Source organism: Limnobacter sp. 130, assembly GCF_902506325.1.
Lineage (GTDB): Bacteria > Pseudomonadota > Gammaproteobacteria > Burkholderiales > Burkholderiaceae_B > Limnobacter.
In genome coordinates this window covers 1,259,939-1,286,461 of sequence record NZ_LR732328.1, presented here as the reverse complement: position 1 = coordinate 1,286,461, position 26,523 = coordinate 1,259,939, and the positions used below count along the sequence as shown (strand labels likewise).

The 26,523-nt window shown below is 53.1% G+C and carries 29 protein-coding genes and 1 riboswitch; of the genes, 17 read left to right on the top strand and 12 right to left on the bottom strand.

All coding sequences use genetic code 11. The features are described from left to right. The first annotated feature begins 53 nt into the window (after window positions 1-53). Together waaC and FRIGORI9N_RS06105 are read left to right on the top strand one after the other, a co-directional pair. The gene (waaC, locus tag FRIGORI9N_RS06110) at window positions 54-1,019 is read left to right on the top strand and encodes a lipopolysaccharide heptosyltransferase I (RefSeq protein ID WP_159568944.1); all 966 of its coding nucleotides are present in this window, start codon (window positions 54-56) and stop codon (window positions 1,017-1,019) included. 2 nt (window positions 1,020-1,021) lie between these two features. After that, window positions 1,022-2,347: a 3-deoxy-D-manno-octulosonic acid transferase gene (locus tag FRIGORI9N_RS06105; protein ID WP_159568943.1), complete on the top strand. Its 1,326-nt coding sequence runs from the start codon at window positions 1,022-1,024 to the stop codon at window positions 2,345-2,347. Here FRIGORI9N_RS06105 and FRIGORI9N_RS06100 read toward each other — a convergent pair. From FRIGORI9N_RS06100 to FRIGORI9N_RS06090, 3 genes are read right to left on the bottom strand one after another with little or no spacing between them, the layout of a single operon-like run. Then, window positions 2,341-3,729: a TolC family outer membrane protein gene (locus FRIGORI9N_RS06100; RefSeq protein WP_159568942.1), complete on the bottom strand. Its 1,389-nt coding sequence runs from the start codon at window positions 3,727-3,729 to the stop codon at window positions 2,341-2,343. The genes FRIGORI9N_RS06105 and FRIGORI9N_RS06100 overlap by 7 nt on opposite strands. A 13-nt stretch (window positions 3,730-3,742) precedes the next feature. Next, window positions 3,743-4,411, bottom strand: a complete 669-nt coding sequence (locus FRIGORI9N_RS06095) for a protein-L-isoaspartate O-methyltransferase (RefSeq protein ID WP_159568941.1) — start codon at window positions 4,409-4,411, stop codon at window positions 3,743-3,745. A 48-nt stretch (window positions 4,412-4,459) separates the two neighbouring features. After that, window positions 4,460-5,113, bottom strand: a complete 654-nt coding sequence (locus tag FRIGORI9N_RS06090) for a TetR/AcrR family transcriptional regulator (RefSeq protein ID WP_159568940.1) — start codon at window positions 5,111-5,113, stop codon at window positions 4,460-4,462. Window positions 5,114-5,255: 142 nt separating this feature from the next. On the opposite strand from FRIGORI9N_RS06090, the gene FRIGORI9N_RS06085 reads away from it, so the two are divergent. From FRIGORI9N_RS06085 to FRIGORI9N_RS06045, 9 genes are read left to right on the top strand one after another with little or no spacing between them, the layout of a single operon-like run. Continuing rightward, on the top strand, window positions 5,256-6,176 hold the full coding sequence (locus FRIGORI9N_RS06085; RefSeq protein WP_159568939.1) for a branched-chain amino acid transaminase: 921 nt from the start codon (window positions 5,256-5,258) through the stop codon (window positions 6,174-6,176). A gap of 6 nt (window positions 6,177-6,182) precedes the next feature. Further along, window positions 6,183-6,386 carry a zinc-finger domain-containing protein gene (locus tag FRIGORI9N_RS06080; protein ID WP_008249601.1) on the top strand — a complete coding sequence of 68 codons (204 nt, stop codon included), beginning with the start codon at window positions 6,183-6,185 and terminating at the stop codon, window positions 6,384-6,386. Continuing rightward, a complete protein-coding gene (gene waaF, locus FRIGORI9N_RS06075; protein ID WP_236550809.1) occupies window positions 6,383-7,420 on the top strand; it encodes a lipopolysaccharide heptosyltransferase II in 1,038 nt (345 codons plus the stop codon). Before FRIGORI9N_RS06080 ends, waaF begins: the two co-directional genes overlap by 4 nt. Before the next feature lie 37 nt (window positions 7,421-7,457). After that, window positions 7,458-8,312 (top strand): formyltetrahydrofolate deformylase, encoded by an 855-nt coding sequence (gene purU, locus FRIGORI9N_RS06070; protein ID WP_159568937.1) that lies wholly within the window; start codon window positions 7,458-7,460, stop codon window positions 8,310-8,312. Between the two features lie 41 nt (window positions 8,313-8,353). After that, window positions 8,354-8,809 (top strand): nuclear transport factor 2 family protein, encoded by a 456-nt coding sequence (locus tag FRIGORI9N_RS06065; RefSeq protein WP_105028166.1) that lies wholly within the window; start codon window positions 8,354-8,356, stop codon window positions 8,807-8,809. Window positions 8,810-8,824: 15 nt separating this feature from the next. Next, window positions 8,825-9,823: a hydrolase gene (locus FRIGORI9N_RS06060; RefSeq protein WP_159568936.1), complete on the top strand. Its 999-nt coding sequence runs from the start codon at window positions 8,825-8,827 to the stop codon at window positions 9,821-9,823. After that, window positions 9,816-10,457 carry a DUF2946 family protein gene (locus FRIGORI9N_RS06055; protein ID WP_159568935.1) on the top strand — a complete coding sequence of 214 codons (642 nt, stop codon included), beginning with the start codon at window positions 9,816-9,818 and terminating at the stop codon, window positions 10,455-10,457. Before FRIGORI9N_RS06060 ends, FRIGORI9N_RS06055 begins: the two co-directional genes overlap by 8 nt. Further along, on the top strand, window positions 10,454-11,575 hold the full coding sequence (locus FRIGORI9N_RS06050; protein ID WP_159568934.1) for a S1C family serine protease: 1,122 nt from the start codon (window positions 10,454-10,456) through the stop codon (window positions 11,573-11,575). The genes FRIGORI9N_RS06055 and FRIGORI9N_RS06050 overlap by 4 nt, the downstream gene beginning before the upstream one ends. After that, window positions 11,575-12,360 (top strand): ThiF family adenylyltransferase, encoded by a 786-nt coding sequence (locus FRIGORI9N_RS06045; RefSeq protein ID WP_159568933.1) that lies wholly within the window; start codon window positions 11,575-11,577, stop codon window positions 12,358-12,360. The genes FRIGORI9N_RS06050 and FRIGORI9N_RS06045 overlap by 1 nt, the downstream gene beginning before the upstream one ends. On the opposite strand, the gene msrA is transcribed toward FRIGORI9N_RS06045, so the two are convergent. Beyond that, the gene (gene msrA / locus FRIGORI9N_RS06040) at window positions 12,357-12,899 is read right to left on the bottom strand and encodes a peptide-methionine (S)-S-oxide reductase MsrA (protein ID WP_159568932.1); all 543 of its coding nucleotides are present in this window, start codon (window positions 12,897-12,899) and stop codon (window positions 12,357-12,359) included. The genes FRIGORI9N_RS06045 and msrA overlap by 4 nt on opposite strands. Window positions 12,900-13,034: 135 nt before the next feature. Here msrA and yajC point away from each other — a divergent pair, with 135 nt between their 5' ends. From yajC to FRIGORI9N_RS06020, 4 genes are read left to right on the top strand one after another with little or no spacing between them, the layout of a single operon-like run. Next, window positions 13,035-13,376: a preprotein translocase subunit YajC gene (gene yajC, locus FRIGORI9N_RS06035; RefSeq protein WP_159568931.1), complete on the top strand. Its 342-nt coding sequence runs from the start codon at window positions 13,035-13,037 to the stop codon at window positions 13,374-13,376. 9 nt (window positions 13,377-13,385) lie between these two features. Beyond that, entirely contained in the window at window positions 13,386-15,278 is a 1,893-nt protein-coding gene (secD, locus tag FRIGORI9N_RS06030) for a protein translocase subunit SecD (RefSeq protein ID WP_159568930.1), read from the top strand. Window positions 15,279-15,303: 25 nt separating this feature from the next. Beyond that, window positions 15,304-16,257, top strand: a complete 954-nt coding sequence (gene secF, locus FRIGORI9N_RS06025) for a protein translocase subunit SecF (RefSeq protein ID WP_159568929.1) — start codon at window positions 15,304-15,306, stop codon at window positions 16,255-16,257. A gap of 24 nt (window positions 16,258-16,281) precedes the next feature. Further along, window positions 16,282-17,214 (top strand): flagellar brake protein, encoded by a 933-nt coding sequence (locus FRIGORI9N_RS06020; RefSeq protein WP_159568928.1) that lies wholly within the window; start codon window positions 16,282-16,284, stop codon window positions 17,212-17,214. A gap of 2 nt (window positions 17,215-17,216) precedes the next feature. Here the strand turns inward: FRIGORI9N_RS06020 and FRIGORI9N_RS06015 are convergent, their stop codons facing one another. From FRIGORI9N_RS06015 to purB, 6 genes are all read right to left on the bottom strand, one after another. After that, the gene (locus FRIGORI9N_RS06015; RefSeq protein ID WP_236550808.1) at window positions 17,217-17,762 is read right to left on the bottom strand and encodes a hypothetical protein; all 546 of its coding nucleotides are present in this window, start codon (window positions 17,760-17,762) and stop codon (window positions 17,217-17,219) included. Continuing rightward, on the bottom strand, window positions 17,746-18,408 hold the full coding sequence (locus tag FRIGORI9N_RS06010; protein ID WP_159568926.1) for a hypothetical protein: 663 nt from the start codon (window positions 18,406-18,408) through the stop codon (window positions 17,746-17,748). The genes FRIGORI9N_RS06015 and FRIGORI9N_RS06010 overlap by 17 nt, the downstream gene beginning before the upstream one ends. Then, on the bottom strand, window positions 18,405-19,124 hold the full coding sequence (locus FRIGORI9N_RS06005) for a hypothetical protein (RefSeq protein WP_159568925.1): 720 nt from the start codon (window positions 19,122-19,124) through the stop codon (window positions 18,405-18,407). The genes FRIGORI9N_RS06010 and FRIGORI9N_RS06005 overlap by 4 nt, the downstream gene beginning before the upstream one ends. Beyond that, on the bottom strand, window positions 19,117-19,605 hold the full coding sequence (locus FRIGORI9N_RS06000; protein ID WP_159568924.1) for a Tfp pilus assembly protein FimT/FimU: 489 nt from the start codon (window positions 19,603-19,605) through the stop codon (window positions 19,117-19,119). The genes FRIGORI9N_RS06005 and FRIGORI9N_RS06000 overlap by 8 nt, the downstream gene beginning before the upstream one ends. Further along, a complete protein-coding gene (locus tag FRIGORI9N_RS05995; RefSeq protein WP_159568923.1) occupies window positions 19,598-20,044 on the bottom strand; it encodes a type IV pilin protein in 447 nt (148 codons plus the stop codon). The genes FRIGORI9N_RS06000 and FRIGORI9N_RS05995 overlap by 8 nt, the downstream gene beginning before the upstream one ends. 112 nt (window positions 20,045-20,156) lie before the next feature. Then, window positions 20,157-21,533 (bottom strand): adenylosuccinate lyase, encoded by a 1,377-nt coding sequence (gene purB, locus FRIGORI9N_RS05990; protein ID WP_159568922.1) that lies wholly within the window; start codon window positions 21,531-21,533, stop codon window positions 20,157-20,159. 191 nt (window positions 21,534-21,724) lie between these two features. On the opposite strand from purB, the gene FRIGORI9N_RS05985 reads away from it, so the two are divergent. Next, window positions 21,725-22,336 (top strand): glutathione S-transferase C-terminal domain-containing protein, encoded by a 612-nt coding sequence (locus tag FRIGORI9N_RS05985; protein ID WP_159568921.1) that lies wholly within the window; start codon window positions 21,725-21,727, stop codon window positions 22,334-22,336. A 62-nt stretch (window positions 22,337-22,398) separates the two neighbouring features. Here FRIGORI9N_RS05985 and mnmA read toward each other — a convergent pair whose 3' ends face one another. Next, window positions 22,399-23,466 (bottom strand): tRNA 2-thiouridine(34) synthase MnmA, encoded by a 1,068-nt coding sequence (mnmA, locus tag FRIGORI9N_RS05980; protein ID WP_371717150.1) that lies wholly within the window; start codon window positions 23,464-23,466, stop codon window positions 22,399-22,401. A gap of 5 nt (window positions 23,467-23,471) precedes the next feature. Continuing rightward, window positions 23,472-23,987: an NUDIX hydrolase gene (locus tag FRIGORI9N_RS05975; RefSeq protein WP_159568920.1), complete on the bottom strand. Its 516-nt coding sequence runs from the start codon at window positions 23,985-23,987 to the stop codon at window positions 23,472-23,474. A gap of 61 nt (window positions 23,988-24,048) precedes the next feature. Further along, window positions 24,049-24,258: riboswitch (cobalamin riboswitch) on the top strand. A gap of 191 nt (window positions 24,259-24,449) precedes the next feature. Between FRIGORI9N_RS05975 and FRIGORI9N_RS05970 the strand changes: the two genes are divergently transcribed. After that, window positions 24,450-26,378, top strand: coding sequence for a TonB-dependent receptor (locus FRIGORI9N_RS05970; RefSeq protein ID WP_159568919.1), 1,929 nt, complete (start codon window positions 24,450-24,452; stop codon window positions 26,376-26,378). The last annotated feature ends 145 nt before the right edge of the window (window positions 26,379-26,523 follow it).

The window sequence follows — 26,523 nt, the reverse complement described above, 5'->3', positions numbered from 1 at the left end:
GGTTGCTCGCTTGCCGCTTACAATGATGCGGTTGCGATCAACCTAAGCGCTAGATGAAGCGTATCTTAATTGTTAAGACCACTTCCATGGGAGATGTCATTCATGCCTTGCCGGTTTTGAATGACATTCACGCCCACGACCCTGCTGTCCAGATCGACTGGATGGTCGAAGAGCCATTTGCTGACCTGGTGCGCGGCAGTCGCCATGTTCACGAGGTAGTTCCGGTTAATTTGCGCAAGTGGCGCAAACAGGGAATTCGTTACACCTGGCAGCAATGGAAGTTACTAAGGGGCCGTTTGGCAGACAGGCAATACGACGCGATCATTGACCTACAGGGTTTGATCAAAAGCGCAGTCTTGGCCCGGGCCGCGAAGGGCACCCTGATGGGTCCTGGTTTTTCCTATGCCAAGGAAAGTCTGGCTTGCCTCTTCTACGCGAAGCGGGCAGGGTGGGATCCGCAAGCGCATGCAGTCGAGCGTCTGCGGGAGTTGGCGGCCGGGCTGTTGGGTTATCGTTTGCTTGGCAAACCAGTTTTCTATGACATTGCTCCGCAAAAAGTGCTTCCTGCCGTTCCCCGCGGTGCTGAAATCTGGTTTTTACATGCCACCGCTCGCGACGAAAAAAAATGGCCAATCGTCAAATGGCGTGAGTTGGCACATCGTTTCTCTGATCTTGGTTATGCGGTCAAACTGCCTTGGGGCAGCGATACCGAGCACCAGCAGGCGGAAAAAATAGCCGCTGGCATTTTCCGGGTCGAGGTCATGCCCCGCTTGGCTTTGGGCGAGTTACGCGTGCGCCTTGAAAAGGCTGGCCTGGTTATTGGTGTGGATACCGGTATAACGCATTTGGCTGCCGCGCATTATTTACCCATGGTCGCTTTGTTTTTTGCCACGCCGGCCTGGCGATTCGCGCCACGGTTTAACCCGCATGCCATCAGTTTGGGCGATGTGGGGCGAGAACCAGCGGTAGGCGAAGTGTTTGAAGCGGCAACGCGTTTGCTACGGGGAAATAAACTTTGAGTGTGTCTGCTCGCATCTTTTTGTGGTTTTACAGCCTGATTCTTTTTTTGCTTCAGCCAGTTTTGGCTTTGTATTTGCTCAAACGCGGCATTCGGCAGCCCGAATACAGGCAAGCGTGGGGCCAGCGTTTTTTGGCGCGCCTGCCTGAATTCAAGCCTGTGCCCGCTGGGCAAAAGCGGATTTGGGTGCATGCCGTGTCGGTGGGCGAAGCCCATGCCGTGTCCCCCTTGGTCCAGCATTGGGCCAAGGTTTATCCGCAGCACGAATGGGCTGTTTCTTGCACCACACCCACCGGTTTGGCCACTTGTCAGCAGCTGTATTCCGCATTGAACAATGTTCGGTTTTTTTACTTGCCCTACGATTTACCCTACTTGGTTACCCGCACATTAAAGCAGGTGCAGGCGCATGCACTTTGGGTGGTTGAAACCGAGCTTTGGCCCAATTTACTCTTGGGCGCTGCCAAGGAGAGGGTTCACACCGCCTTGCTCAATGCACGTGTTTCGCCCACCACCGGCAAGCGATTGGCTCAATTTGGCGCGATCAGTAAACCCGTGTTGCAAAGCCTTGGCACCTTGATTGCCCAAACCCAGGCTGACGCCAATGTTTTTCAGAACCTTGGTCGACCTGTGAACGCGGTGTGTGGCAACCTGAAGTTTGATGTGGCCCTAAAACCCGAGCTGGTCACAATGGGGCGTGTTTGGCGAGAGGCAACCCAGGCCGAGCAAGTGGTGTTGTTTGCCAGTAGCCGGGAAGGTGAAGAGGCCTTGCTCCTGGACGCCTTAAACCGATGTCAGTTTTTCAAGCGCATGCCCAAAGCCAGTGTGTGGATTGTGCCGCGCCACCCCCAGCGCTTTGATGAAGTGTTTGCTTTAATGGCCGAGGCCGCGACACGAATGGGTGTTGCGCGCCCAGTGCGCAGAAGTGCCTCGTTCAATGCGGGCAGCAATATTGCACTGGCGGGGTTTGGCCAGGCGCGGCTGGTGTTGGGCGATTCCATGGGTGAAATGCCTGCGTATTACAGCGTGGCTGATCTGGCTTTGCTGGGCGGCTCCTGGTTGCCTTTTGGTGGGCAAAACCTGATTGAAGCCTGCGCCTACGGTTGCCCCGTGTGGATGGGGCCCAATACATTCAATTTTGCCAAGGCTGCAGACGATGCATTGGCCGCGAGTGCGGCTCGCCGATTTGAGCATTTGCTGGCGGCATGTGAGTTTTACCTGAGTGGTTTTCGGGGCAATGACGAGGCCAAGAAAGCCGCCTTTGCCTATGCTCGGGGGCATCGTGGCGCAACCCAGCGCAGCTTCGATGTACTGAACCAGGGCCGCTATTGAATCAAAAGCTGATTGATCTGCTGAACCGATTCCGCGTTTAATTGCCCGGCCACGGCCTGAAGTTCCAACATATTGATCAAGCTGGCGTACTTGGCTTTGGACAGGTCACGTTGAGTGGCATTGAATTGTTGCTGGGCATTTAATACATCGACATTGATCCGGACTCCCACCTCATAGGCGGTTTTATTCGATTTCAGGGCCAGTTCACTCGAGGCCAGCGCTGTTTCCAATGCCTTGACCTGGGCCAAGCTGGTTTGTACCCCCAGAAAAGCCGATTTCGCAGCCTGTGTGGCATTCCGGCTCGCCAGTTCTACATTGTTCATTGCTTTTTCCAGCAGGGCTGCCTGCTGGCGCACCTGGCTTTGGGTGCCGCCCCCACTAAAAATCGGTATGTTCATGACCAAGCCAATGGTGGTGCTGTCAACGCCCAAGTCAAAAGGTCGCCCCGTGTTGCCGTCAAAAATTTGCTGCTCGGTTTCAACCATTTGCGCCGTCAGGTCCAAGGTGGGCAAGTGGCCATATTTGGCTTTGTTGCTTTCGCCTTTGGCGATCAGTTTGGCAAGTCGCGCCTGCTGCGCGATCAGGTTGTTGTTTCGGGACTGTTCAGCCCAGGCCTCGGTTGTGTTCGGAGATGGGGCGCTTAGTTGGGTTGATGGGGCAAGTGTGGCCAGCTTGTCTACCGGCATGCCCACAATTGTTTCCAGTTGCAGTTTGCGCTGCGCCAATTGGTTTTCTGCGGCCAGTTCTTGGGCCACAGCCAGATCGAACCGGGCTTGGGCTTCTTGCTGGTCGGTGACAGTGGCGCTGCCCACTTCAAAATTGGCTTTGGCCAGTGCCAGTTGCTCGGCAATGGCTGCTTTCTGATCGCGAATACTGGACAGGTCGTTTTGCGCTGTCAGTAAATCAAAGTAGGCGCGTGTCAGTCGCAAAACCAGTTCTTGCTCGGCTTGTTGAAACTGCAGTTTGGCGACTTCTCCGCTCAACTGGCTTTGTTTGTAAGTTTCCCAGGCTTGGGGGCGAAACAGGGCTTGATTCAGTACCAGGCTGTAAGTGCCGGGATTGCGGCTTGCTTCGATCGACATGCCGAATGCATCGTAGGTGTTGTCCTGTTTTTCAATGCGTGCCCCAAAATTAATGTTGGGCAGCAAGGCTGAAAAAGCCTGGTTTTCAGTTTCAAGGTCGGCCCGCAATTGCGAGGCCGCTGCCTGAAAGGTGGGGTCATTTTGCTTGGCCAGGTTGTATAACTTGAGCAGATTTTGGGGGGCTGCTGTTTGCCCCCACGCCGCGTGGCCCGCAAACACCAAACCCAGCAAGGCCATTAATAAACACTGTTTGAAGCCCGATACGTGTCGCAGGGGTACGGTTTGATCGGGCTGGGTCATGAGTCCCGTGTCCTTAGAATACGAATTCGCTGGCCTTGGGTGCGTTGATCAACACCTTGGTCATGGTTTCAAACAACGGGGTGGTAATCAATTGGCCATCGCGGGACTTCCGGGCCAACACCAGCTGCATGGCGGGTGCCCGGCCAACAACGGCCATCAGACGCCCCAGTGGGTTGACTGCCTCCAGCAGGCCTGCCGGCATGATCGGCGTGGCGCCCGACAGCACAATGGCGTCAAACTGGCCAAGTGTAGGGGCCAATTGAAAGCCACAACCATCAAGCACTTTCACGCGGGTAATGCCATTTTTTTTCAGGTTGCTACGGGCCAGTTCAGCAATGGCCGGGTTCAATTCAATGGTGGTAACGTGGGCACATTGCTGTGCCATCAGCGCAGCCATGTAACCTGTGCCGGTGCCAATTTCAAGCACTTTTTCATGGGTACCCAACTCGATTTCCTGAAGAATGCGCGCCTCCATTTTGGGGCTGAACATGGCCTCGCCGGTGTCTGCGCCGCTCACACGGATTGGAAGGTCGCAGTCGGTGAATGCCAGTTTTTCCAGACCCGAGCACACAAAATTCTCGCGTTTGATGAGTTCAAGCAAATCAAGCACCTTCTGGTTCAACACGTTCCAGGGGCGGATTTGTTGTTCAATCATGTTGAAGCGGGCTTTCTCGAAGTCCATGGCGGGTTCTCGCGTGGGGAAATGGGTAACTCGCTATTTTAGCAAATTTTATGCGACACGCGATGTTTGCGGGCAGGTCAAACCATTCAGCACCATTTGAATGTGCGCTTCTATGTAACGCATGGGGTTGGTTTCCACGCCACAGCAACCATCCATGGTCCGTTTCCACAAACCAAGGGTAACCAGCGGTGCGCACAACACCTGGGCGGCATACTCGGTGTCGATGTCGGCGAATTCTCCGCGGGAAATGCCACGTTTGAGCACAGATTCGAGATAGTCCCACCAGGGCCGAACCACTTCGTCATAGAAGAAGCGGCCTAGTTCGGGAAAGGCATTGGCTTCGGAAAGCACAATTTTTGTGATGCTGCTCAGCTTGGTCGAACCGTACTTCAGCCACCACAGGTGGATTGCTTCGCGAATCAGGTTGGCTGAGCTTTTGTCGGGCTCCAGCAGGCTTTTGGCTTCTTCAACAATGGGTGAAACATGTTCTTTCACCACTGCTTTCAACAGCTCTTCCTTGTTGGAGTAATACAGGTAAACGGTGCCTTTGCTCACGCCTGCGCTTTTGGCTACATCTTCAAGGCGGGCACCGGCAAATCCTTTTTCGCTGAAAATGGTCAGTGCGGCATCGAGTAGTTCTTGTGGGCGCTCTTGTTTTCTACGCGTCCAACGGGGTTGAGCATTCGCCAGACATTGCTTCATAGGTGTACTTCTTTTTTTATGGTGGTTGATTGCACTATAGTGGTTCATTCTTCACCGAGTCAACGTAGTGCGCTCAATTCGGTGCTTGTTGGGTTGTAGAATATGTCGGTTTGGTAAATCTTGGAATTTCGGAGAATTCAGCATGTCAATGGCCGATCGCGATGGCTTTATCTGGTTTGACGGCAAGCTTGTGCCGTGGCGTGAAGCGCAAATTCACGTGCTCACACACAGTTTGCACTACGGTTTGTCGGTGTTCGAAGGCGAGCGTGCCTACAAAACTGACAAGGGCCCAGCCATTTTCAGGTTGAAAGAGCACACAGACCGCCTGTTCAACTCTGCCCACATTTACCGCATGAACATGCCGTACACGCGTGAGCAGATCATGGACGCCTGTTGCGAAGTGGTGCGTGCCAACAATCTTGATTCCTGCTATATCCGCCCGATCGCCTTTTATGGCTCGGAAAAAATGGGTGTGTCACCCAAGGGGGCAGCAACCCACGTGGCCATCGCCGCTTGGCCTTGGGGTGCCTATTTGGGCGAAGAAGGGTTGCAAAAGGGAATTCGGGTAAAAACCTCCTCCTATGCTCGCCACCATGTGAATGTAACCATGGCCCGCGCCAAATTTGCTGCCACCTACGCCAATTCCATTTTGGCCAATACCGAAGCCATTCAAGATGGTTACGATGAAGCCCTGTTGCTCGACGTGGACGGTTTCGTGGCTGAGGGTGCAGGCGAGAACGTGTTCGTGATCAAAGACGGTTGCATCTATGAGCCTGAAATTGCATCGGCCTTGGTAGGTATTACCCGCTCCACCATCATCTCCCTGGCCCGTGAAATGGGCATGGAAGTGAAAAGCAAGCGCTTGACGCGTGATGACATTTACATTGCCGATGAGTGTTTTTTCACGGGTACTGCGGCCGAAGTGACGCCTGTTCGTGAGCTGGACAACCGAACCATTGGCGCGGGCACTCGCGGCCCGATTACCGAAGAGCTTCAAAAGCGTTATTTCGACGTGGTGTATGGTCGAAATGAAAAGTATGAACACTGGCTGACACGGGCGTAATTCATCATGATCAGTGACAAAAAAGCAAAACATGAAACAGTGCAGCTTGATGGTGATCAACTGCCTGCATTTTGTCCCAACCCGGCCATGCCGGTGTGGAACACGCATCCGAAGGTTTATCTGGATGTCACCAAAACAGGCAAGGCCACCTGCCCTTACTGCGGCACGGTGTACACCTTGAAACCTGGTGCAAAAGTACACGCACATTGAAGGTTTTGATTGTTGCCCCCAACTGGATTGGCGATGCGGTCATGAGCCTGTCGCTGATCCAGGCTTTGCACCAAGACAACACATTGCGGTCTGCAGACGGCAGGCCTTGCGAAATTCACGTATTGGCTCCCCCGGTCACAGCGCCGGTATACCAGTTCAGTCACGCAGTGCGTGCAGTACAGGTCGAACCTTTTTCTCACGGTAAGTTGCAATGGGGCTTGCGCAGGCAGGTTGGTGCATCGCTTGCTGGCCGTGGTTTTGACATGGCCGTGGTGTTGCCCAATTCACTGAAGTCGGCGCTGGTTCCCTGGTTTGCAGGCATTCCAAAGCGGGTGGGTTACAGCGGCGAGCTTCGTACTGCTGTGCTGACGCACGCTTTGCCAAAGCCATCCAAGAAAGCCAAACCACCCATGATCGAGTGGTACGGCCAGCTTGGTGCTTATTCAGGCGAGTTGCTTGAGTTCCCGGTGTTGAATGTTGAGGCGGGCATGGGCACTGCTGCCTGCACCGAGTTCGGCTTGCAGCCAGGGTTCCTGGCCTTGGCGCCTGGTGCCGAGTTCGGTCCGGCCAAGCGCTGGCCCGCTGAGCACTTTGCGGCGGTGGCCATTGAGTTTTTGCTGCGCAATCCTTTGCAGCAGGTCGTGTTGTTCGGCGGTCCGAAAGACACCGCTTTTTGTGCTGAAATTCTCAGCCTGTTGCCGGTAGACTTACTGTCGCGTGCTGAAAGCCTTGCAGGCAAAACAAGTTTGGCCCAAGCAATGGCACTGATGTCAGCAGCCAGCCAGTTGCTGACCAACGATTCTGGATTAATGCATGTGGCTGCAGCATTGAATGTGCAGGTGCATGCGGTGTTCGGTTCCAGCAGCCCGCACCACACCCCACCCTTGAGCAACAAGGCCAAGGTGTATTACCTGCAGCTGGAGTGCAGCCCCTGTTTCCAGCGAGAATGCCCGCTGGGCCACACCGATTGCCTGAAAAAGCTCGACCCGAAAATGGTGTCGGATCAGTTGGTGCCTGCTTCACAGGGAGTATGATCTTACAAGCCCATTTTCAATGCACCCTGGCCTTACCATGCGTGATTACATCCTGACTATTTCTTGCCCAGACACCACGGGTATTGTGTACAACGTCAGCAAATTTTTGTTTGACCAACAGTGCAACATTCTGGATTCCGCCCAGTTTGGCGACGAATCAACCAACCTTTTTTTCTTGCGCGTGCATTTTTCATTGCCCCTTGAAAGCAAGCTGACTGAAGTCGAGTTACAGGCCAATTTTGCGAAGGTTGCAGAGCCGTTCGCCATGAGATATCAGTTTTTTGATGCGCGGGTAAAGCCACGCGTGTTGCTGATGGTGTCCAAATTTGGTCATTGCCTGAACGACCTGTTGTTTCGCTGGAAAAGCGGGCAACTGCCCTGTGAAATTCCTGCCATCGTATCGAATCATCAGGACTTTGCTTTGCTGGCTGCGTCGTACGGGGTTCCGTTTTATCACCTGCCCGTGAAGACCGAGGCGAAAGAACTGCAGGAAATACAAATTCGCCAAATTATTGAGCGCGAAAAAATTGACCTGGTGGTGCTTGCCCGCTACATGCAAATTTTGTCGCCTGAATTGTGTCGCGACATGTTGGGCAGGGTGATCAATATTCACCACAGCTTTTTGCCTAGCTTCAAAGGTGCCAAGCCTTATCAACAAGCTTTCGATCGAGGGGTCAAGCTGATCGGCGCCACTGCGCATTATGTGACTTCCGATCTGGATGAAGGTCCGATTATTGAGCAGGATGTGGCCCGCGTAGACCATTCCTTAACACCTGAAGAACTAACTGCCCGTGGCCGTGATACCGAATGTATGGTGTTGGCTCGCGCTGTGAAATGGCACTGTGAGCACCGTGTAGTTCTGAACGGATCAAAAACCGTGGTGTTTCAGTGAGTCCCATTCAAAACACATTAATACCGATTGGAGTGCGTTGAATGTCCCGAGCCAAAGTTATTCATTCCTCCCCGCAAGACATCGAGCAAGCCTTTTACGAGGCACTGGAAGCAGCCGATCTGGAAGCCCTGATGGACCTGTGGGCAGATGATGAGCATGTGGTGTGTATTCACCCGGGTGGTCCCCGCGTGGAGGGTTATCACGACGTGCGCGACTCCTGGAAAGAAATTCTTTCGGCAGGCGCGCTTCAAATTCGCGTGGTGCCGGTGCACCGTGTGGAAGGTGTCATGGTCTCGGTGCACAACATTGTTGAACAGGTGATGATGAGCAGCTCACGCGGTGAGCCCCATGTGGTGCAGGTGAATGCGACCAATGTGTATCACAAGGGGCCGAACGGCTGGAAAATCGTGATGCATCACGCAAGCCCGGCCATGGACGCTGAAGAAATGGTTGAGGATGATTTGTCCGACTTCGACCCGCAGCCCACGCTGCACTAAGGGCACTGAGGCAGTATGGTGTACCGTCCGCCCTGGTGGCTTCCTGAGGGCCATTCCCAAACCATTCTGGCAGCCCGCTGGGCCAACAAACCCAGCGTGCATTATCACCGTGTGCGCTGGAACACGCCCGATGGCGACTTCATCGACCTCGATTTCACCGAGCCCCCTGCACAAGCTGTAAAACACCACACGCTGTGGGTGTTGTTTCATGGTCTCGAGGGTTGCTCGCGCAGCCACTACAGCCTTGCGGTGATGAACCAGGCCCGCATGGTAGGGGCTGTGGGTGTGGTTGTACATTTTCGGGGATGTTCCGGCGAAAATAATCGAATGCCACGTGCCTATCATTCAGGTGATTCTGCGGAAATGGACTGGATATTGCGCCGACTGCGCAGCGAATTTCCTGCTGTTGACCGCATGCATGTCACCGGTGTTTCGTTGGGTGGCAATGTGCTGCTGAAGTGGCTGGGCGAGCAAGAAAAGCAAGCTGGAGAAGTGATCAGTTCAGCGGTGTCCGTAAGCGCACCCGTGGATTTACTCGCAGGTGCAAACTCCTTGGCCAAAGGATTTAATCGGGTCTACACCCGCATGTTTTTAAATACCTTGATTCCAAAATCAATTGAGAAAATCAAACGATTTCCTGAATTGGGAAAGATTGAAGACATTGCTGCTTGCAAAGACTTTTTCGATTTTGACAACCGTGTAACCGCCCCTTGGCATGGGTTTCGGGATGCCGAGCATTACTATGCAGTGTCATCAGCGAAGCCCTTGCTGAAACACATTGCGGTACCCACTTTGATGATTCACGCCAAAAATGATCCTTTCATGAGCGGGCAGCATTTGCCCGGGCCGCATGAGGTGTCGCCGCTGGTGAACTGCCTGTTCACCGATCATGGCGGTCATGTGGGCTTTGCCGATGGTCGCAATTTGCGTTTGGGGCTGGACTGGTTACCCAAGCAGTGCGATGCTTTCTTTGCGCAACACACTGGACCACACACGGGAGTGAGCGGTGGATGATCTTGTAGAAAAGGCACTGGCGCGCTGGCCCAATGTGCCAGCTATCGCAGGTTGGCTCAAACTGAACTTGCAGGGCGACTGGCTGCTTACCGGGCCGGCACCGGAAGGGTTAACAATTAGCCATCCGCGTATTTTGAATTTCATGGCCCGCAATTACGGCTGCGAACCTGACGGTCGTTTTTATTTTCAAAATGGTCCTCAAAAGGCTTACGTGCATTTGGCCTACACGCCTTGGGTGTATCGAATCCACCCCTTGGCACAAGGCGACTTAATGTTGAGCACGCACACCGGCCTGGTGGGGTGGCCTTTGGCCATGTATCAGGATGAACAGGGCAGGGTATTGATTGAAGGCGAGCAAGGCATTGGCCTGTTGCACAGCAATGACATGGACTTGCTCGCTGCCGGGCTTCAAGAAAGCGGTGGTGAACTTGTTCACCAGGCCTGCTGGGCTGTTCCCGACTGCGACCCCGACTCCTTGATCGCCGCACGCACCAAATTGCGGCGTGACAAAAAGACCTCCACCGGTCAGCGCACTTGCACCTTCAAATTAATACAAATTGATTCGAATGCAGTGGCCCTGCGTTTTCAATTCAACCCGAATCCCGAAGTTAACCAGCAGGATCCAAATTCGTGAAACCGAACCAGAATCAACGCGGTGCTTCAGCCACGGCATTGCTAGCCTTTGTGTTGTTCGTGGCTTTGCTCTATGTGCTGTACAACCAGTCAAGTATCGAAAACCTGTTCACAAGTCGCCCGGAAAATGTCACACCGCGTGTGGTCGAGGCGCGGGGTGATCTCGCCGCGGGTGAAAAAAGCGTGGTGGAACTGTTTGAGGTATCCAAGGCTTCTGTGGCCTACATTTTTACCGAGAGTGTGCAAGGTCAACTGTTTTTCAGGCGTGTCGCTGAAGGCACTGGTTCCGGTTTTATTTGGGACGATGCCGGGCACATTGTGACCAATGCCCATGTGGTGGAGGGAGCCAGCCGCATTCGCGTGCAGCTTGATGATTCTGAGCCCCTGCCTGCTCGCTTGGTGGGTATTGCACCTTCCTATGACCTTGCCGTGATTCGCCTGGTTAACAAGCCTGCCACTCTTCGCCCCATTCCTGTGGGTACGTCTGGCGACTTGCTGGTGGGCCAGTCGGTGTTTGCAATCGGCAATCCCTTTGGTTTGTCTAAAACCCTGACCGCAGGCATTGTCAGTGCCTTGGGGCGAACCTTGCCTGTCAGCAATGGGCGTGAAATTCCAGATGTCATTCAAACCGATGCCGCAATTAATCCGGGTAATTCGGGTGGGCCTTTGCTCGATTCCGCTGGGCGTTTGATTGGTGTGAACACGGCGATACTCTCGCAAAGTGGTTCCTCCGCGGGGGTCGGGTTTGCCATTCCGGTGGATTTGGTCAATCAAATTGTGCCTCAGCTAATCGAGCGGGGCACTTTGCCGCGCCCCGGCATTGGTATTGCTGTAGCCGACGAGTCGCTGGCCCGCCGCCTGGGCATTCGCGGTGTTGCCGTGATGGGCATTGAGCCGGCCTCGCCGGCTGCAAAGGCTGGTTTGAAACCGTTTGATTTGCAAGCGGGTGTGGTCGGCGACATCATTATTGCCGTGGACCGCAAACCTGTGGCCAATGTGTTGCAGCTTTCCAAGGCGCTGGAAGCAATTGGTGTGGGCGGCACCGCAAATTTGTTGGTGATGCGTGGCGACGACACCCGTGAAGTGGCGGTGAGTATCGTTGATCTGGAAGCGCGTTGATGAACGACGATCCGGATTTGAGCCGTCGCTTTGGTGGATTGAATCGCCTGTATGGCGATGGCGCCCATGCCTTTCTCAATCAAGATGTTCACGCCATGGTGGTTGGCGTGGGTGGTGTGGGTTCGTGGGCTGCCGAGGCTTTGGCTCGTAGCGGTATTGGGCGGATTACGCTGGTCGACATGGATCATGTGGCTGAAAGCAATATCAACCGGCAAATTCAGGCCTGCGACACAACACTGGGCCAAGAGAAAATCAAAGCGCTGGCCGATCACATTCACAGCTATTTCCCGCAGTGCCAAATCACCTTGGTGGACGCATTTCTGGAACCGGACAATGCCCAAACATTGTTGACGGAATTTTCGGCCACGCCCGGTAAGTACAAGGTGTTGCTGGATTGTTGCGACAATGTGCGTGCCAAAGTCGCCATGGCGCTAGTGGCCGCGCGTTTGAATATTTCTGTGGTGTTGTCGGGCAGTGCTGGCGGAAAAACAAAGCCTTGGCTGGTGCAACCAGCCGATTTGCGCGACACCACCAACGACCCCCTGCTGGCCAAAGTGCGTTACACACTGCGCCGTGAACATGGTTATGCCAAAGACCCCAAGAAAAAACTGGGTGTGTCTGTGTTTTATTCAGCAGAGCAGGTCAAGCGCAGTGAGGCCTGCGAGCCGTCTGCTGGCTTGAACTGTGCAGGTTATGGCTCAGTGGTTACCGTGACCGCCACCATGGGCATGCAAATGGCCGCTTGGGCCATTTCGCACTGCATGGGCAAATACAAGGCAAGTTAACGCTTGAACATGTCGCCGAACAGGTCTTCTGCCTTTTCAACCTTGGGAGCCACCACATAAGCACAATAAGGCTGCATGGGGTTGTTCTCGAAATATTCCTGGTGGTACTTCTCCGCGGGGAAGTAATTCAGCAAGGGTGATATTTCGGTGACGACCTTGTCGCGAAAAATTTTTCGCTTCTCCAGGTCTTCCACAAACGCCACGGCAGTGTCATGTTGCTCCGGGCTGTGGAAAAAGATCACAGACCGGTACTGTGTGCCCACGTCGTTGCCTTGTCGGTTCAAGGTGGTGGGGTCGTGAATGGCAAAAAATACCGCCAGAATTTTACGGAATGAAATCAATTCCGGGTCAAAGTGCAGCCGAATAACTTCGGCGTGGCCGGTACGTCCACCGCACACCTTGTCGTAATTGGGGTTGGGGTCGCTACCGCCGCTGTAACCCGATTCGCAAAGCTCAATTCCCTTGAGTTGCCGGAAAACAGCTTCCGTACACCAGAAACAACCCCCGCCCAGGGTTGCCTGTTCTATCTTGCTCGACATAGATCAAAGCCTGTTTTTATTGTTCCCACAATCACCAAGTGAATCTTTAAGTGGAACCCAAGTCAAGCCTTTTGGTCTGAATTTTAAGTGTCAAGCGTTGTATACTCGGCGCGAACCCATCACAACTTTAAGGAGATGACTGTGATTTCATCCGCGTTTGCGCAATCCGCAGCCGCTGGCCCGGAAAGTGGCCTTTTAAGCTTCCTGCCCCTCATTTTGATGTTTGGCGTACTTTATTTTTTGGCCATTCGTCCCCAAATGAAGCGTCAGAAAGAACACAAAGCCATGGTTGAAACCCTGCAGAAGGGCGATGAAGTGATCGCCTCGGGTGGTTTGCTGGGAAAAATCAGCAAAATCAACGAATCGTACATCACGCTGGAAGTGGCTGAAATGGGTGACAAACCTGTTGAAGTTGTGCTGCAACGCGCTGCTGTACAAAGCCTGCTGCCTCGCGGCACCCTGAAAGAAACTCGTTAATTTGCTGTCATGAATCGATACCCTGTCTGGAAGTACCTGATGATCGCCATTGTGTTGGTGTTGGGTGTGTTATACACCCTGCCCAATTTTTATGGCGAAGCGCCTGCCGTGCAGGTTTCAAGTGGAAAATCCACTTTGAAAGTGTCACCCGATCTGGCTGAACGATTGTCCAGTCAGCTTGAGGCGCAAGGTATCAAGCCCGACGGGGTGTTTTTCGAAGAAACGCTGGGTGGTGGAACACTGAAATTCAGGTTCAAATCGTCTGAAGCGCAATTGAAGGCGCGTGATTTTCTTCAAAACCAGCTTAATCCTGACCCGAACGACCCGGGGTATATTGTTGCCCTTAATTTGTTGTCCCGCTCACCTGACTGGCTGACCAACATCAATGCGCTACCCATGTATTTGGGTCTGGATTTGCGCGGTGGCGTGCACTTCTTGTTGCAGGTGGACATGGATGCGGCGCTTGAGAAGCGCAAAGACGCCTTGCTGGGCAGTGCCAAGCAAACCCTGCGCGAAGAAGACCTGCGCTACGCCAGTGCCACGCGCACCCCTGCCGGCTTTAGTCTGACCTTCCGCGACGCCGAGACCCGCAGCAAGGCCCAGGCGGCTTTGGCGAAAGACTCGCCCGATCTGCAATTGCTTGCACCTGAGAACAGTACTGAATTCACCTTGAACGTAAGCTTGGCACCGCAGGTGGAGCAGCAGGCTCGCGAATATGCGTTGCGCCAGAACATGACAACGCTGCACAATCGAATCAACGAATTGGGCGTGGCCGAGCCCGTCATTCAACGCCAGGGTGCGGATCGCATTGTGGTCCAATTGCCGGGTGTTCAGGATACTGCCAAGGCCAAAGACATTCTGGGTCGTACAGCCACGCTGCAAGTGCGAATGGTGGATGACAGCCCCGAGGCCCAATCCGCTTTGGCCAGCGGTATCGTGCCCTTTGGGCTGGAGCGCTACACCGAGCGTGGTGGGCGCGAACTGTTGTTGAAATCAGAAGTGATTTTGACCGGGGACAACCTGACCGATGCGCAAGCTGGCTTTGACAATCAAACCCAGGAACCCGCGGTGCACCTGACTTTGGACAGCCAGGGTTCCCGTATTTTCAGGACGGTAACCGCTGAAAGCATTGGCAAGCGCATGGCGATCGTGTTGATCGAGAAAGGCAAGGGCGAGGTCGTGACTGCGCCTGTCATTCGCGGGGAAATTGGCGGCGGTCGCGTTCAAATTTCCGGCAGCATGAATACTGTGGAGTCGGCTGACCTGGCTTTGCTGCTGCGTGCCGGTTCACTTGCTGCGCCCATGGATATTATCGAAGAGCGCACCATTGGCCCAAGCCTGGGTGCTGACAACATTGACAAGGGTATCAATTCCACCTTGTACGGGTTCGTTGTCTTGGGCATCTTCATGATGGCCTACTACCTGTTGTTTGGTGTCTTCTCGGTCTTTGCCCTGGCGGTGAACGTGTTGCTGCTGTTTGCGCTGTTGTCGGTGCTGCAGGCCACCTTGACCCTGCCCGGTTTGGCCGCTGTCGCACTGACTTTGGGTATGGCGATTGATGCCAACGTGTTGATTAACGAGCGTATCCGCGAAGAACTCCGCGAGGGCGCTGCGCCCCAGCAGGCCATTGCAGCGGGTTACGAGCGCGCATGGGCCACCATTCTGGATTCGAACATTACCACCCTGATTGCTGGTTTGGCTTTGTTGATTTTTGGCTCGGGCCCTGTGCGTGGTTTTGCCGTGGTGCACTGCCTGGGTATCCTGACTTCAATATTCAGCGCGGTCGTGGTATCGCGTGGCGTGGTTAACCTGTGGTATGGCCGAAAGAAAAAACTGGACTCTGTGAGCATTGGGCAAATTTGGCGCCCTGATAGCAACACAGCCGTGGCCAAAAAAGCCTGACCACCAACGAACAGAGTAAGAAGAAATGGAATTATTCAGAATTAAAAACGACATCCCGTTCATGCGGCATGCCAAGATTTTCAACATCATCTCGTTCCTGACTTTTGCGGCAGCGGTTTTCTTCCTGTCCACCAAAGGCTTGAATCTGAGTGTGGAATTTACCGGCGGTGTGTTGGTTGAGGCCCGTTATTCTCAACCTGCGGAACTTGAGAAAATTCGGGAAGGGCTACGTGCCACCGGCATTGGCGAACCGCAGGTACAAAACTTTGGTACGGCCCGAGATGTGTTGGTGCGGTTGGCTGTGAAAGACCTGCAGTCCGGAGTTTTGGGCGTAGATGGCAAGTTGAACCAACAGGCCATGACGGAGCAGGTGCTGAATCTGGGAGGCCCCGACGTTCAGTTGATGCGGGTTGAGTTCGTGGGGCCGCAGGTGGGTCGTGAGCTGGCTGAAAACGGTGTGATCGCGCTCATGGTGGTGATCATCGGCATCATGATTTACCTGGCACTGCGTTTTGAATGGAAATTTGCGGTGTCTGCCATTGTTGCCAACCTGCACGATGTGGTGATTATTCTCGGCTTCTTCGCCTTCTTCAGTTGGGAGTTTTCCCTTTCTGTATTGGCTGCCGTGCTCGCGGTGCTGGGTTATTCCGTGAACGAATCGGTGGTGGTGTTCGATCGAATTCGTGAGACGTTCAAGAAAGTCCGCAAAATGTCAGTGCCTGAGACGATCGACAGTGCGATTACCCGCACAATTTCTCGCACCATCATTACCCACGGCTCTACCCAGATCATGGTGTGTTCGATGTTGTTCTTTGGCGGCCCAACCTTGCACGGCTTTGCTTTGGCGCTGACCATCGGTATTCTGTTCGGTATTTACTCCTCGGTGTTGGTTGCAAGTCCCATGTTGATGTGGATGGGGTTGACTCGAGAAGATTTGGTTAAGCCTGTAAAGAAAGACAAAGAATTTGAGACTCCGTAAAGCGGGGTTAGCAAGCGAGGCAGCGTGGACAATCCCAAAGACCTGTCGCCATTGGCCAAGGGCGACGTTGAAATAGGCAAGGCGCTGCCATTCGCCATTTTTGATCGAGGCGGGGTGTTGCTGCTCGCAGAAGGGCAAGCGGTGACCAGCCAGAAACAGCTGGATGAACTGGCTGCCAAGGGTCTTTACCACAACCCCAGGTGGGCGACCAAGTTTGTCATTCAACCCGGCAAGCAACAAATCGACTCCAGCACTTTGCCTAGAATGCTTCCTGCAAAGCAGGCCTTCGAAGACCCCTTTGAAACCGGTAGTCAGCTGAAAATGTTTGCGCCCGCTCAGGCGAAAGATCCGTTTCATGTGCGTTTGATTGGCAGTATTCCGCAGGCCGCCATTTTGATTACGCACCCCATGCGAGACGGCAAGTGTGTGTTCACCAAAGAAGGGCAGGTCTGGGAGTTTCAAGCCACTTATGGTTTGTCGATTTACCGTTTTAGCTCAATGATCGAGAAGGTGTTGCTGTCACCGCACCCACTGATCGTGATGTCGTGGCCGCACGAAACTCACTTGGAGTCACAGGCCATTCGTCGGGCACGACGTGTCAATTGTGATCTTCCGGCAAGCATACGTTTGGCGGGACCTAAAAGTGGTGATGCCGAGCCCACCGCGGCCGTGATCGACAACATCTCCACGGGCGGCGTTGAACTGTTGTTTGCCAAGGCTGTTTCACTGAAAATTGGGCAAACGATTTCAATTGCTTTTCAAATCATTCTCGATGACAGAAAGTATGTGATTGAATGTGATGCAGACGTGGTTTCCAAGCCGCGCGACTCCGGCCCCGCTTCCTCAAGCTACGGTTTTGCATTGAGGTCATTGAGTGACGAACAATTTGCGGTCATTCACGCGTTTGTGAGTGATCGGTTAATTCATCGCCTGGGTCCCCAGTTGTATTCAAAGTAATATCAAAGCGGGCTGACCAAAGTATAAACACTCACGTTTTCCCTCTGGTTGTCTCGCGTGTGTGCGTCAATCCAGCTGGCCTCAATGTGCACCCACACTCCGTTTGTTTGAGTGTTCAGGTTGGGCAATGGTTGAATGCTGACACATGAAGCCGCACCTTGCGCCCATGCCCGGGGCAGTGTGGCGTCGTTCAAATTAATTGAATTGTTGGTTGATCCCAAGGCCCGGGGGCCATTGCTCGTGCATTCGTAGCCTCTTGCGCCGGCGTAGCCGTTCAAGTGGTTCTCAAGCTGCCCCGAGAACTGTTGCATACGAGAAATAATTTGCCCACGTGGCGTGTCCCGATCCAGGTCCGAAATATTGGCCAGCAACACATTGCCGATCTCGGCGACCTGTGTTGCCGCGATCGATCGCACATGGGTCGAGTTTTTGGCACCGAAGTTGGCTGTCCAGTTCTTGGCATACAGCACCAATCCAACGGACAGCACCAGGATGGCGATCAATGCATCGACCATTGAAAATCCGTTTTTTCTAGAATCCCACTTCATGTTTACCCTGTGATCTCGGTGGTGGTGGCCTGGGTTCTTCCCTGGGCGGCGGCTCTGACGGACGCGGGGATTGAACGGGTGGCGGCGGTGTTTGAATGGGATTGTACGGACGCCCATTGCTGTCTTCGCGATTGAATACAAATGACCGTTTCACACAGCCCGATTGCACGCCCTGGCTGCCCACGCAGTTCACACTGGCCACTATTTCAAAAGTGGCTCGGTAGTTTTCATCTGAAATGGCATGGTCGCAGTTATAGGGCACGATCATGCCGCGAATTACAATGTCTTGTCGGTTGTTGTCTGGCGTGTTCGGACTGGCCACTTGTATTTGTGGGTCCAGTGTTTCTGGCAGCGCAACAGTCAAAGAGCACTCCCCGATAATGGCGGTGTTGCCTTTGTAATCATCGATTAGTTTCTGAATGGCAGCATCATTTCCAAAATTGTGGGTGTAATGGCGCAGACCCGCGTAGGCCAGTTGGCGTGCTTCCTCAATGTGTTGCTTGGAATTTGACAAATACAGATCCAGGCTGGTGGTTGTTACGTTTTGCACGCTGATCAACCCAAACACAATCACCAGCACCACACATACAAATACACCAAGGGCACCCGACTGGAATTTTTTTCGCATGCGCAGCCACTTGTTCATGATCCCATCCTTACCCGTGTGGTGTTGAGAAGGTGGATAATCCTGGCTTCTTCGTACTGCCCCTCGGTTACGTTATCGCCAATCCGTGCTTTGAACATGGCGATCCAGAACATATTGGATTCGGGATTGTTCTCGATGACCGAGTTGCAATTCTGCTCATAATTCTGGGTAACCTGCCCGGGCGTGTTGGCCTGAAACCTGCAGAACCGGATGTTGGTAAACTCAAAGTCACGCACATTGTTCAAATCAAGCCAGGCTGGGTTGTTGCCGCAAAATGCCCCATGGTCAAATTGCGCCATGTTTGCACCTGCCAATTCGCGTTGGGCGAGTACTCCATTGAACAATCGAAAGCCAGTCAGGTTGATGACATCATTGCCGCTGCGACTAACGCGTGTTGGAATGCTCAGGCAGAAGTTTCGGTTTGTGGACTGGTAGCCATTGCATTGCATGGATTGGTTTTGCAGGCTGCACAACTGTATGCCCTTGGCTTCAACATCGGGGTTTTGGTAGCTACCGCCCCTGTTCAGGTGAACTGTAATAATTTCACCAATTCGATTGACCTGATCGACCAGATTCTCGGTATTCAGGTCATTTTGTGCGCGTATGCTGACCCCCATCAACTTGAGTGCACCGGTAATGCTAATGGTCAGCAAGGCCATGCCAATCAGCAGGCTGACCGAGGACGCGCCGTAATAAGGCCTGGTTTTGTTATTCATAGCTCACCACCCCGTTGCCAATACCCAGGTAAGTGATTTCTGCGCGCTTGTCTCTGTAATTGAGGGTTAGTTGTGTTTGGTTTTGTGTATCCAGCAGGCCCGACACTGCCTTGAAATGAAGGTTGGTGGCGTTGGTCAGCGTGACATCCCGAAGCGTTGCGGAGAAACCCCGACTATTCTGATTGTTGGTTTGGGAGTACCAGGCGCTACAGCCTTTCATGAAACGGTCATGTTGAACGGCCACATTCACGTTCACTGCACTGTTGCCGGGCTGCAGGTTCATCTCGACAGGGCATTCTGTAATCGCTGCCAGGTTGCGCGCTTGATCGACATAGGTGTCCAGGCGCGAAACTTTGACCTTCAAGGTCTGTTTGTTCAGCACCGAGTTCATGCTGGGAATGACTGCAATGGCCAGTACACCGACCACTGCCATGCCAATCAATATCTCGATTAAGGTGAAACCTGCAATGCGCTTAGCCATGAGGAACGCACCTGTCAGAGGTGTTTTGATTGGCGGCAGACCGGGCGCCAAAGCGTTGAATGCCCATGTCGCTTTCAACAATCAGTGTTCTGCAGGATTCGGGTAGCCTAAGCGGCGCGTTGACGCTCGGTTTGACTTCAGCCCGGTAACCACGGAAGTCGGAATTTGAGACAACCACGTTGTAGTTGCCCGACGAGGGCAGAACCAAGCGATTTGCATTTGGCGTGCCACTGCTTGAGACATTTTGTGCGTAGCGGCCATAGCGTTGCCTGTGCAGTTGCTGGCTTAGCGCCAGCTCCACGCCGAATTCCCGCATGGAGCGGAAGTTCGATTTTTCCCACGATGCTTCATAGCCTGCGTAGCTCAGGGTGGCGAGCACACCAACAATTGCGATTGCAAATGTCAGTTCAATCAAGGTAAATCCGAGGCCCGCACGCATGGTCAAACACCAAAAATGACTCTATGTGCTTGAGTATGCGTGGGTATTTTGAGCTGATCATCCCCGAGGCAGGGTACTTACAAACGGTGACAGTTTGCCTCGGGGAAGATTATTAAATGCGCTTGGCCAGTTCAGCGGCCTTGCCGATGTAGCTGGCTGGGGTCATTGCCAGAAGGCGATCTTTTTCAGATTGGGGCAAATCCAGTTGGGCGATGAACTGTTGCAGGCCCGCTTGAGTAATGCCTCTGCCGCGGGTTAGCTCCTTGAGTTGCTCGTATGGGTTGGGCAGGCCGTAGCGGCGCATCACCGTTTGTACTGGCTCAGCCAGTAATTCCCAAGCGTTGTCGATGTCTGCTGCAATTGCAGCTTCGTTCACTTCCAGCTTGCCCAAGCCACGCAGGCAGCTTTCGTAGGCCAGGATCGCGTAACCAATGCCCACGCCCAAATTGCGCAGCACTGTGGAGTCAGTCAAATCGCGCTGCCAGCGAGACACGGGCAATTTCTCAGACAAGTGCTTTAGCACCGCGTTGGCCATGCCCAAATTGCCCTCGGCATTTTCGAAATCAATTGGATTGACCTTGTGTGGCATGGTGGACGAACCCACTTCACCGGCTTTCAGCTTCTGTTTAAAGTAGCCCAAAGAAATATAACCCCAAATATCGCGGCTTAGGTCGATCAAAATGGTGTTGGTGCGTGCAATGGCGTCCATCAGGGCGGCAATGCCATCGTGTGGTTCGATTTGAATGGTGTAGGGGTTGAAGGTAAGTCCCAGGCTTTCAATCAAATCGCGGCTCAACTTTTCCCAGTCGAATTCAGGGTAGGCTGACAAATGGGCATTGAAGTTGCCCACCGCACCGTTCATTTTGGCGGGTAATTCCACAGCCTTGATGGCAACAATGGCGCGCTCCAGGCGGTGCACTACGTTGGCAAATTCTTTGCCCATGGTGCTGGGGCTGGCGGGCTGGCCATGGGTGCGGCACATCATGGGCAAGTCGGCAAACTGGTGGGCGTAATTGCGCAGGGTGGTGACCATGCGATCCAGCGTCGGCAAAATCACCTGTTCACGCGTTGCTTTCAACATGAGGGCATGGCTCATGTTGTTGATGTCCTCGGAAGTACAGGCAAAGTGAACGAATTCAGCCGATTTTTTCAGTTCTTCATCGGTCTGAAACTTTTCTTTAATAAAATATTCAACAGCCTTCACATCGTGGTTGGTGGTGGCTTCGAATTCTTTGATGCGTTGTGCATCGGCCTCTGAAAATTCAGTTTTGATGGCGTCGAGTTTGGCCAGTGCTTGTGCTGAGAAGGCGGGCAATTCAGAAAAGCTTGCGTTGGCCAACGCCTTGAGCCATTCAATTTCAACGATAACGCGGTGATGCATGAACCCGGCTTCAGAGAGCAGGGGGCGCAAATTGGCCACTTTGGACTGATAACGGCCGTCAAGCGGGCTGATTGCGGTTAATGTGCTTAAGGAGTCTGAAGAGATCATGCGAATGGTAAAAATTGAGGTTTTTCAAGGCCTTGTATTGTAACCTGTCTCGCTGGAAACTATTCGAGAGGAGTGGTGTCCTCGGCGGTATTTTGGAATTCTGCTTGTTCAATTTGTAAAACTGTTAGACACTTTCAGGTCGTAAAAAACAAGACGCAATCTCATCCAGGATTGTATTTAGGAGAACTGTGATGAAACTAGTGGGATCCCTGACTAGCCCCTTCGTGCGCAAAATTCGCGTTCAGCTTCAAGAAAAAGAAATTCCGTACGAGTTTGTACTTGAAAATGTGTGGGACGAAAACACCCGCATCAGCGATCACAATCCTCTGGGCAAGGTGCCTTGCCTGATTTTGGATGGTGGTCAAACCGTATTTGATTCACTGGTTATCTCAGGCATGCTGGAATACATGATGCCAACGGTGCCCCTGTTGCCAACCAACCCCAATAACCGTGCCTTGGTTCGCACGATGGAATCGTTGGGGCAGGGTTTGAGTCAGGCGGCCGTGGATATCATTCTGGAAAAGAAATTCCACGAGGGCGACAAGGTCAGCCAACCCTGGATTGACCGTCAAACCCAGAAAATTCACAATGGCCTGGCCTGGGTTTCCCATCGCATTAAAACCACCCCAGGTTTTTACCTGACTGAGCAATTCAGCCTGGCCGATATCACTGTAGGTTGTGCCTTGTTTTATCTTGATTTCCGCATGCCCGATTTGAAGTGGCGTGAACTGTATCCGGAACTGAATGAATATTCCGAGCGCCTGGCTTGTCGCCCCAGTTTTGAAGACACCAAGCCTGAGTAACTCAGCTGAATGCACCAAAGAAAAAAGCCCCGAATTGGTCGGGGCTTTTTTTATGCCGTGTTTCAGGCAATAACGCCGCCGCCCAAGCAAACCTCGCCTTGATAGAGCACGGCGCTTTGCCCCGGGGTGACCGCAAACTGGCTTTCTTCAAAGTTCAATTCGAACCCTTGTTCTGTCTGTTTGAAATCACAGGATGAATCTTCTTGGCGGTAACGGGCTTTGCAAGCCATGTGCGCATCGCTTGGGGTATGGCCTGAAATGTAATGTACCTGTTCGGCAGTCAGTACTTTCTGGTGCAGCCAGGGGTGGTCGTGCCCTTGCACCACATACAGCGTGTTGTTTTTCAAATCTTTGCGGGCAACAAACCAGGGTTCGCCATTGCCTTCTTTTTGGCCGCCAATGCCAATCCCTTTGCGCTGACCCAGCGTGTAAAAGCTCAGGCCCACGTGTTCACCAATTTGTTGACCTTCGTCATTCAGAATGGGGCCGGGCGCGGTGGGCAGGTAGCGATTCAGGAATTCCCGAAACGGGCGTTCGCCAATGAAGCAAATGCCAGTGCTGTCTTTTTTGGTGGCGTTGGAAAGCCCCAGTTCGAGTGCAATTTTGCGAACTTCGGTTTTTTGTATTTCGCCCAGTGGGAACAGGGTTTTGCTGAGTTGCGCCTGGTTCAGCCGGTGCAGAAAATACGATTGATCTTTGCTGTGGTCGATTGCTTTTAGCAGCTGGAATTCACCATTCACTTCCCGCACGCGGGCATAGTGGCCTGTGGCAATGTAGTCAGCTCCCAGGCTGTAGGCATGGTCCAGAAAGGCTTTGAACTTGATTTCGCTGTTGCAAAGAATGTCCGGGTTGGGGGTGCGGCCTGCTGAGTACTCACTCAGGAACACAGAGAACACCCGGTCTTTGTATTCACTGGCGAAGTTCACCGCCTCAATGTCTACACCCACCAGGTCGGCCACGCTGGCCGCGTCCAGCCAGTCTTGTCGGCTCGAGCAATACTCCGAGTCGTCATCGTCTTCCCAGTTTTTCATGAAAAGACCAATGACGTTGTAACCCTGTTGTTTGAGCAGCCATGCCGACACCGAGGAATCTACCCCGCCCGACATGCCAATAACCACTGTTTTAGCCATGATATTTAAGATACGCCGGGAGGCATTGGCCCAGCAAGCACGCTGGGGTGCGTGTACACGTGCTCAAGCGGCATGATGGGCTGTTTGCCAGCCTTCCAGTTCAGGAAGTCTTCAACGCAACGCATCACCAAGGGGCTGCGGTGCTGGTCTTGGCTGGCGCGCAACTCCTCAACGGTCATCCACAGTGTGCGGATAATGCCTTCGTCCAATGCGCGATCAATGTGGTGTTTCACCACCTCGGCTGCAAAGGCAAAGCGCAGATAAGTAACATCTTCCTGCGTGCGTGAGCTTGTGTAGCGACTCATGTAGATGCCCAGCAAACCCACCGGGCTCACCTCCCAGGCTGATTCTTCCAGTGCTTCGCGGGCAGCACCAAACTGTGGCGTTTCACCTGGATCCAGGTGGCCTGCGGGTTGGTTCAGTTTGATGCCATCGGTGGTGTGTTCTTCCACGATCAGGAATTTGCCCTGATGCTCGACAATGGCGGCTACTGTGACGCTGGGTTTCCAGACTTCTGACATGGCTTTTCAATCGCACTACCTAAACGGCATGCGCCCGGTGTTTGGGTGTTAAAAAAACACGTTAGAATAGCAGGGTTAAGGTGCTTGTGCTCATTTTTTGAGCGCAGTTAAACGGGAAGCAGGTTCAAGCCTGCGCTGCCCCCGCAACGGTACGTAAGTGCGGGTGTGTCATTTTGCCACTGGTAGTAAAGCTGCTCTAAACGCAGCAACTGGGAAGGCGACACATCAAAACTTACAAGCCCGGATACCGGCCTTGACCGTTCAGCCTGTCCCATTCAGGCGAGCGACTGGTGCTGCGGGGAGGCAGCACGCAGGCGGCCAATTGTTTTTTACCGAACTTTTCTCCGTGACTTCCAGGGCTGTTGTGTCCTTGGCTTGCTTGCGCGCGTGGTTCGTTCGCCTGTGTTGTCTTCTCCAGTTAATTGATTGCCGCACGGTGGGTGCAGTTTACTGGAGTTCAAGGTGTTCATTCATTTCAAAAAATTACCAATCGTTTGTTTGTTGGCGGCTTTGCCCGCACAGGCTCAAGAGGAACTCGCGTTTTATGCGCTTCCCCCAGTGTTTGTGTCCTCTACTCAAACTGCGGTCCTTGAGAAGGACCAGCCTTTTTCGACCACGGTCATTACGGCTGAGCAAATTCGTCAGTCTGGCTATACCACCGTGCGCGATGTGTTGTCTAAACTGGCTTTGGTCAATGTCCGTACCCCGCTAGACGGAAGCCGAAGCGCATCCGTTGACTTGCGTGGTTTTGGTGAAACCGCGTCTGCCAATGTGGTGTTTGTGGTGGATGGCGTGAAGTTGAATGACAACGAAGGCGTCACTCCCCGCTATGGCAGTATTCCGGTCAGCAGCATTGAAACAATCGAGGTTATTCGCGGCGGCAGTTCTGTTGCTTACGGTAGCGGAGCCAGTGGTGGTGTTATTCGGATCACGACCAAAAAAGGCCGTGGTCGCGACGGTGTGGGTGGTGATGTATTTGCGTCTTATGGCTCTTACGACACCAAGGAATTGGGCGCCACCCTGTTTGGCGGCGCTAACGGTTTTTCGTTGGTGTTCAATGGTTCCAAGGAATTCACCAACGGATACCGAGACAACAGCGAAGCCAGCCGCGATTTGGGTAGTTTGGCGCTGGATTGGCAAGGCGATGTGTTCAGCGCGGGTGCGTCATTTTCCGCCGAGGGTTCAAAATCCAGATTTCCTGGTTCACTGAATCGTGCGCAGTTTGAGCAAAACCCAAAGCAAACAAATAGTCCAAACGATTTTGGATCGTTCGAACGAAATACCTTCCGTTTCTATGGCTCGGCTGATTACGGCAATTGGGGAACGGGTGTCCGTGTAAGTCGTCGTACTCATGAAGCATTGGGATCTTTCGACTTTGGGGGTGGTTTTGTGTTTAACGCCCGGTCAGAGTATGAACAAGACCAGATTAGTCCCTACCTCACCTTTACATTGCCGCATGGCGCAGGTGCGCATGTCATTCGTGTCGGTTACGACATTGAAAAAGCCGCTTTGCGTGGGTTTGACGCAGGCACGCTTGAATCCAATGCGATCTTCATTGAAGACGACTGGACCGTGAACGATGTGTTGCGTGTGAATGCAGGCAGCCGTTACGAACGGTCCGAACAACAGAAAGCCAGCGGCGAAACACGGGATTACTCACTGGTCGCACATCAGTTGGGCGCATCCTGGAAGGCAGCCGAGAACCTCACTGTCTTTTCGAAAGTCGCCCGCAGCTTCCGCATTCCGAATGCCAATGAAAATGGCTTTGCAGGCGTGGGGACAACCCGTGTGCCGTTTTTGAACCCTCAAATTGCAGATGAAGTGGAGGTGGGTTTGAAAACTGCGATGTGGACAGGTGAGTTCAGCAGCACGCTGTTCGTGATGGACGTTGAGAATGAATTGTTTTTTGATCCTACGATCGTAGACCCTGCATTGTTCATCAATGGTTTGAACAGCAACCTGGACGAGTTGCGCAGAAAAGGCCTTGAATTGAAATGGAATGGAAGCTTGCGCAAAGACTTGAGAATGGTCGCGGCTTATCAGTATCTGGATGCTGAGTTTCGGTCAGGTTCGCTCAGCGGCAGTCGCGTACCACTGGTTGCAGCCCACAACTTGAAGGTTGCCGCTGAATATGACTGGACATCACGCGTATCAACGGAAGCGATTGTGAACATGCAATCCGATCAACGGTCTGCTGCAAATACGGATCTACAGATCCCCGGTTTTGGTGTGCTCGACCTGAATTGGCGCTACAGGCAAGACAGTTACAGCGTGGTGTTCCAGGTTCAGAATGTATTCGACAAGCAATACTACAGAACGCAGTTCGGTCCGAACGGGATTTACCCGGAAATTGGTCGGGCGTTTTTCATTAATCTGAATGCTGATTTTTAAAGCAGAAGCAGCCCTTTGCTTATCAATTTTCTGATTTGATGTTTAGATCTCGGACTCAACATAATTTGAGGCGGTTTAATTATAATTTGACAAGAATTATTGTCAGATACCGGGTTGTGGTTATCCCTTAGATTGGGCGATACTA

What these genes read in the sequence shown, in the direction of transcription:
- waaC (WP_159568944.1), top strand. Translation starts at nt 54, where the DNA reads ATGAAGCGTATCTTAATTGTTAAGACCACTTCCATGGGAGATGTCATT.
- FRIGORI9N_RS06100 (WP_159568942.1), bottom strand. Translation starts at nt 3,729, where the DNA reads ATGACCCAGCCCGATCAAACCGTACCCCTGCGACACGTATCGGGCTTC.
- FRIGORI9N_RS06095 (WP_159568941.1), bottom strand. Translation starts at nt 4,411, where the DNA reads ATGGACTTCGAGAAAGCCCGCTTCAACATGATTGAACAACAAATCCGC.
- FRIGORI9N_RS06090 (WP_159568940.1), bottom strand. Translation starts at nt 5,113, where the DNA reads ATGAAGCAATGTCTGGCGAATGCTCAACCCCGTTGGACGCGTAGAAAA.
- FRIGORI9N_RS06085 (WP_159568939.1), top strand. Translation starts at nt 5,256, where the DNA reads ATGTCAATGGCCGATCGCGATGGCTTTATCTGGTTTGACGGCAAGCTT.
- FRIGORI9N_RS06080 (WP_008249601.1), top strand. Translation starts at nt 6,183, where the DNA reads ATGATCAGTGACAAAAAAGCAAAACATGAAACAGTGCAGCTTGATGGT.
- purU (WP_159568937.1), top strand. Translation starts at nt 7,458, where the DNA reads ATGCGTGATTACATCCTGACTATTTCTTGCCCAGACACCACGGGTATT.
- FRIGORI9N_RS06065 (WP_105028166.1), top strand. Translation starts at nt 8,354, where the DNA reads ATGTCCCGAGCCAAAGTTATTCATTCCTCCCCGCAAGACATCGAGCAA.
- FRIGORI9N_RS06060 (WP_159568936.1), top strand. Translation starts at nt 8,825, where the DNA reads ATGGTGTACCGTCCGCCCTGGTGGCTTCCTGAGGGCCATTCCCAAACC.
- FRIGORI9N_RS06045 (WP_159568933.1), top strand. Translation starts at nt 11,575, where the DNA reads ATGAACGACGATCCGGATTTGAGCCGTCGCTTTGGTGGATTGAATCGC.
- msrA (WP_159568932.1), bottom strand. Translation starts at nt 12,899, where the DNA reads ATGTCGAGCAAGATAGAACAGGCAACCCTGGGCGGGGGTTGTTTCTGG.
- yajC (WP_159568931.1), top strand. Translation starts at nt 13,035, where the DNA reads ATGACTGTGATTTCATCCGCGTTTGCGCAATCCGCAGCCGCTGGCCCG.
- secD (WP_159568930.1), top strand. Translation starts at nt 13,386, where the DNA reads ATGAATCGATACCCTGTCTGGAAGTACCTGATGATCGCCATTGTGTTG.
- secF (WP_159568929.1), top strand. Translation starts at nt 15,304, where the DNA reads ATGGAATTATTCAGAATTAAAAACGACATCCCGTTCATGCGGCATGCC.
- FRIGORI9N_RS06015 (WP_236550808.1), bottom strand. Translation starts at nt 17,762, where the DNA reads ATGAAGTGGGATTCTAGAAAAAACGGATTTTCAATGGTCGATGCATTG.
- FRIGORI9N_RS06010 (WP_159568926.1), bottom strand. Translation starts at nt 18,408, where the DNA reads ATGAACAAGTGGCTGCGCATGCGAAAAAAATTCCAGTCGGGTGCCCTT.
- FRIGORI9N_RS06005 (WP_159568925.1), bottom strand. Translation starts at nt 19,124, where the DNA reads ATGAATAACAAAACCAGGCCTTATTACGGCGCGTCCTCGGTCAGCCTG.
- FRIGORI9N_RS06000 (WP_159568924.1), bottom strand. Translation starts at nt 19,605, where the DNA reads ATGGCTAAGCGCATTGCAGGTTTCACCTTAATCGAGATATTGATTGGC.
- FRIGORI9N_RS05995 (WP_159568923.1), bottom strand. Translation starts at nt 20,044, where the DNA reads ATGCGTGCGGGCCTCGGATTTACCTTGATTGAACTGACATTTGCAATC.
- purB (WP_159568922.1), bottom strand. Translation starts at nt 21,533, where the DNA reads ATGATCTCTTCAGACTCCTTAAGCACATTAACCGCAATCAGCCCGCTT.
- FRIGORI9N_RS05985 (WP_159568921.1), top strand. Translation starts at nt 21,725, where the DNA reads ATGAAACTAGTGGGATCCCTGACTAGCCCCTTCGTGCGCAAAATTCGC.
- mnmA (WP_371717150.1), bottom strand. Translation starts at nt 23,466, where the DNA reads ATGGCTAAAACAGTGGTTATTGGCATGTCGGGCGGGGTAGATTCCTCG.
- FRIGORI9N_RS05975 (WP_159568920.1), bottom strand. Translation starts at nt 23,987, where the DNA reads ATGTCAGAAGTCTGGAAACCCAGCGTCACAGTAGCCGCCATTGTCGAG.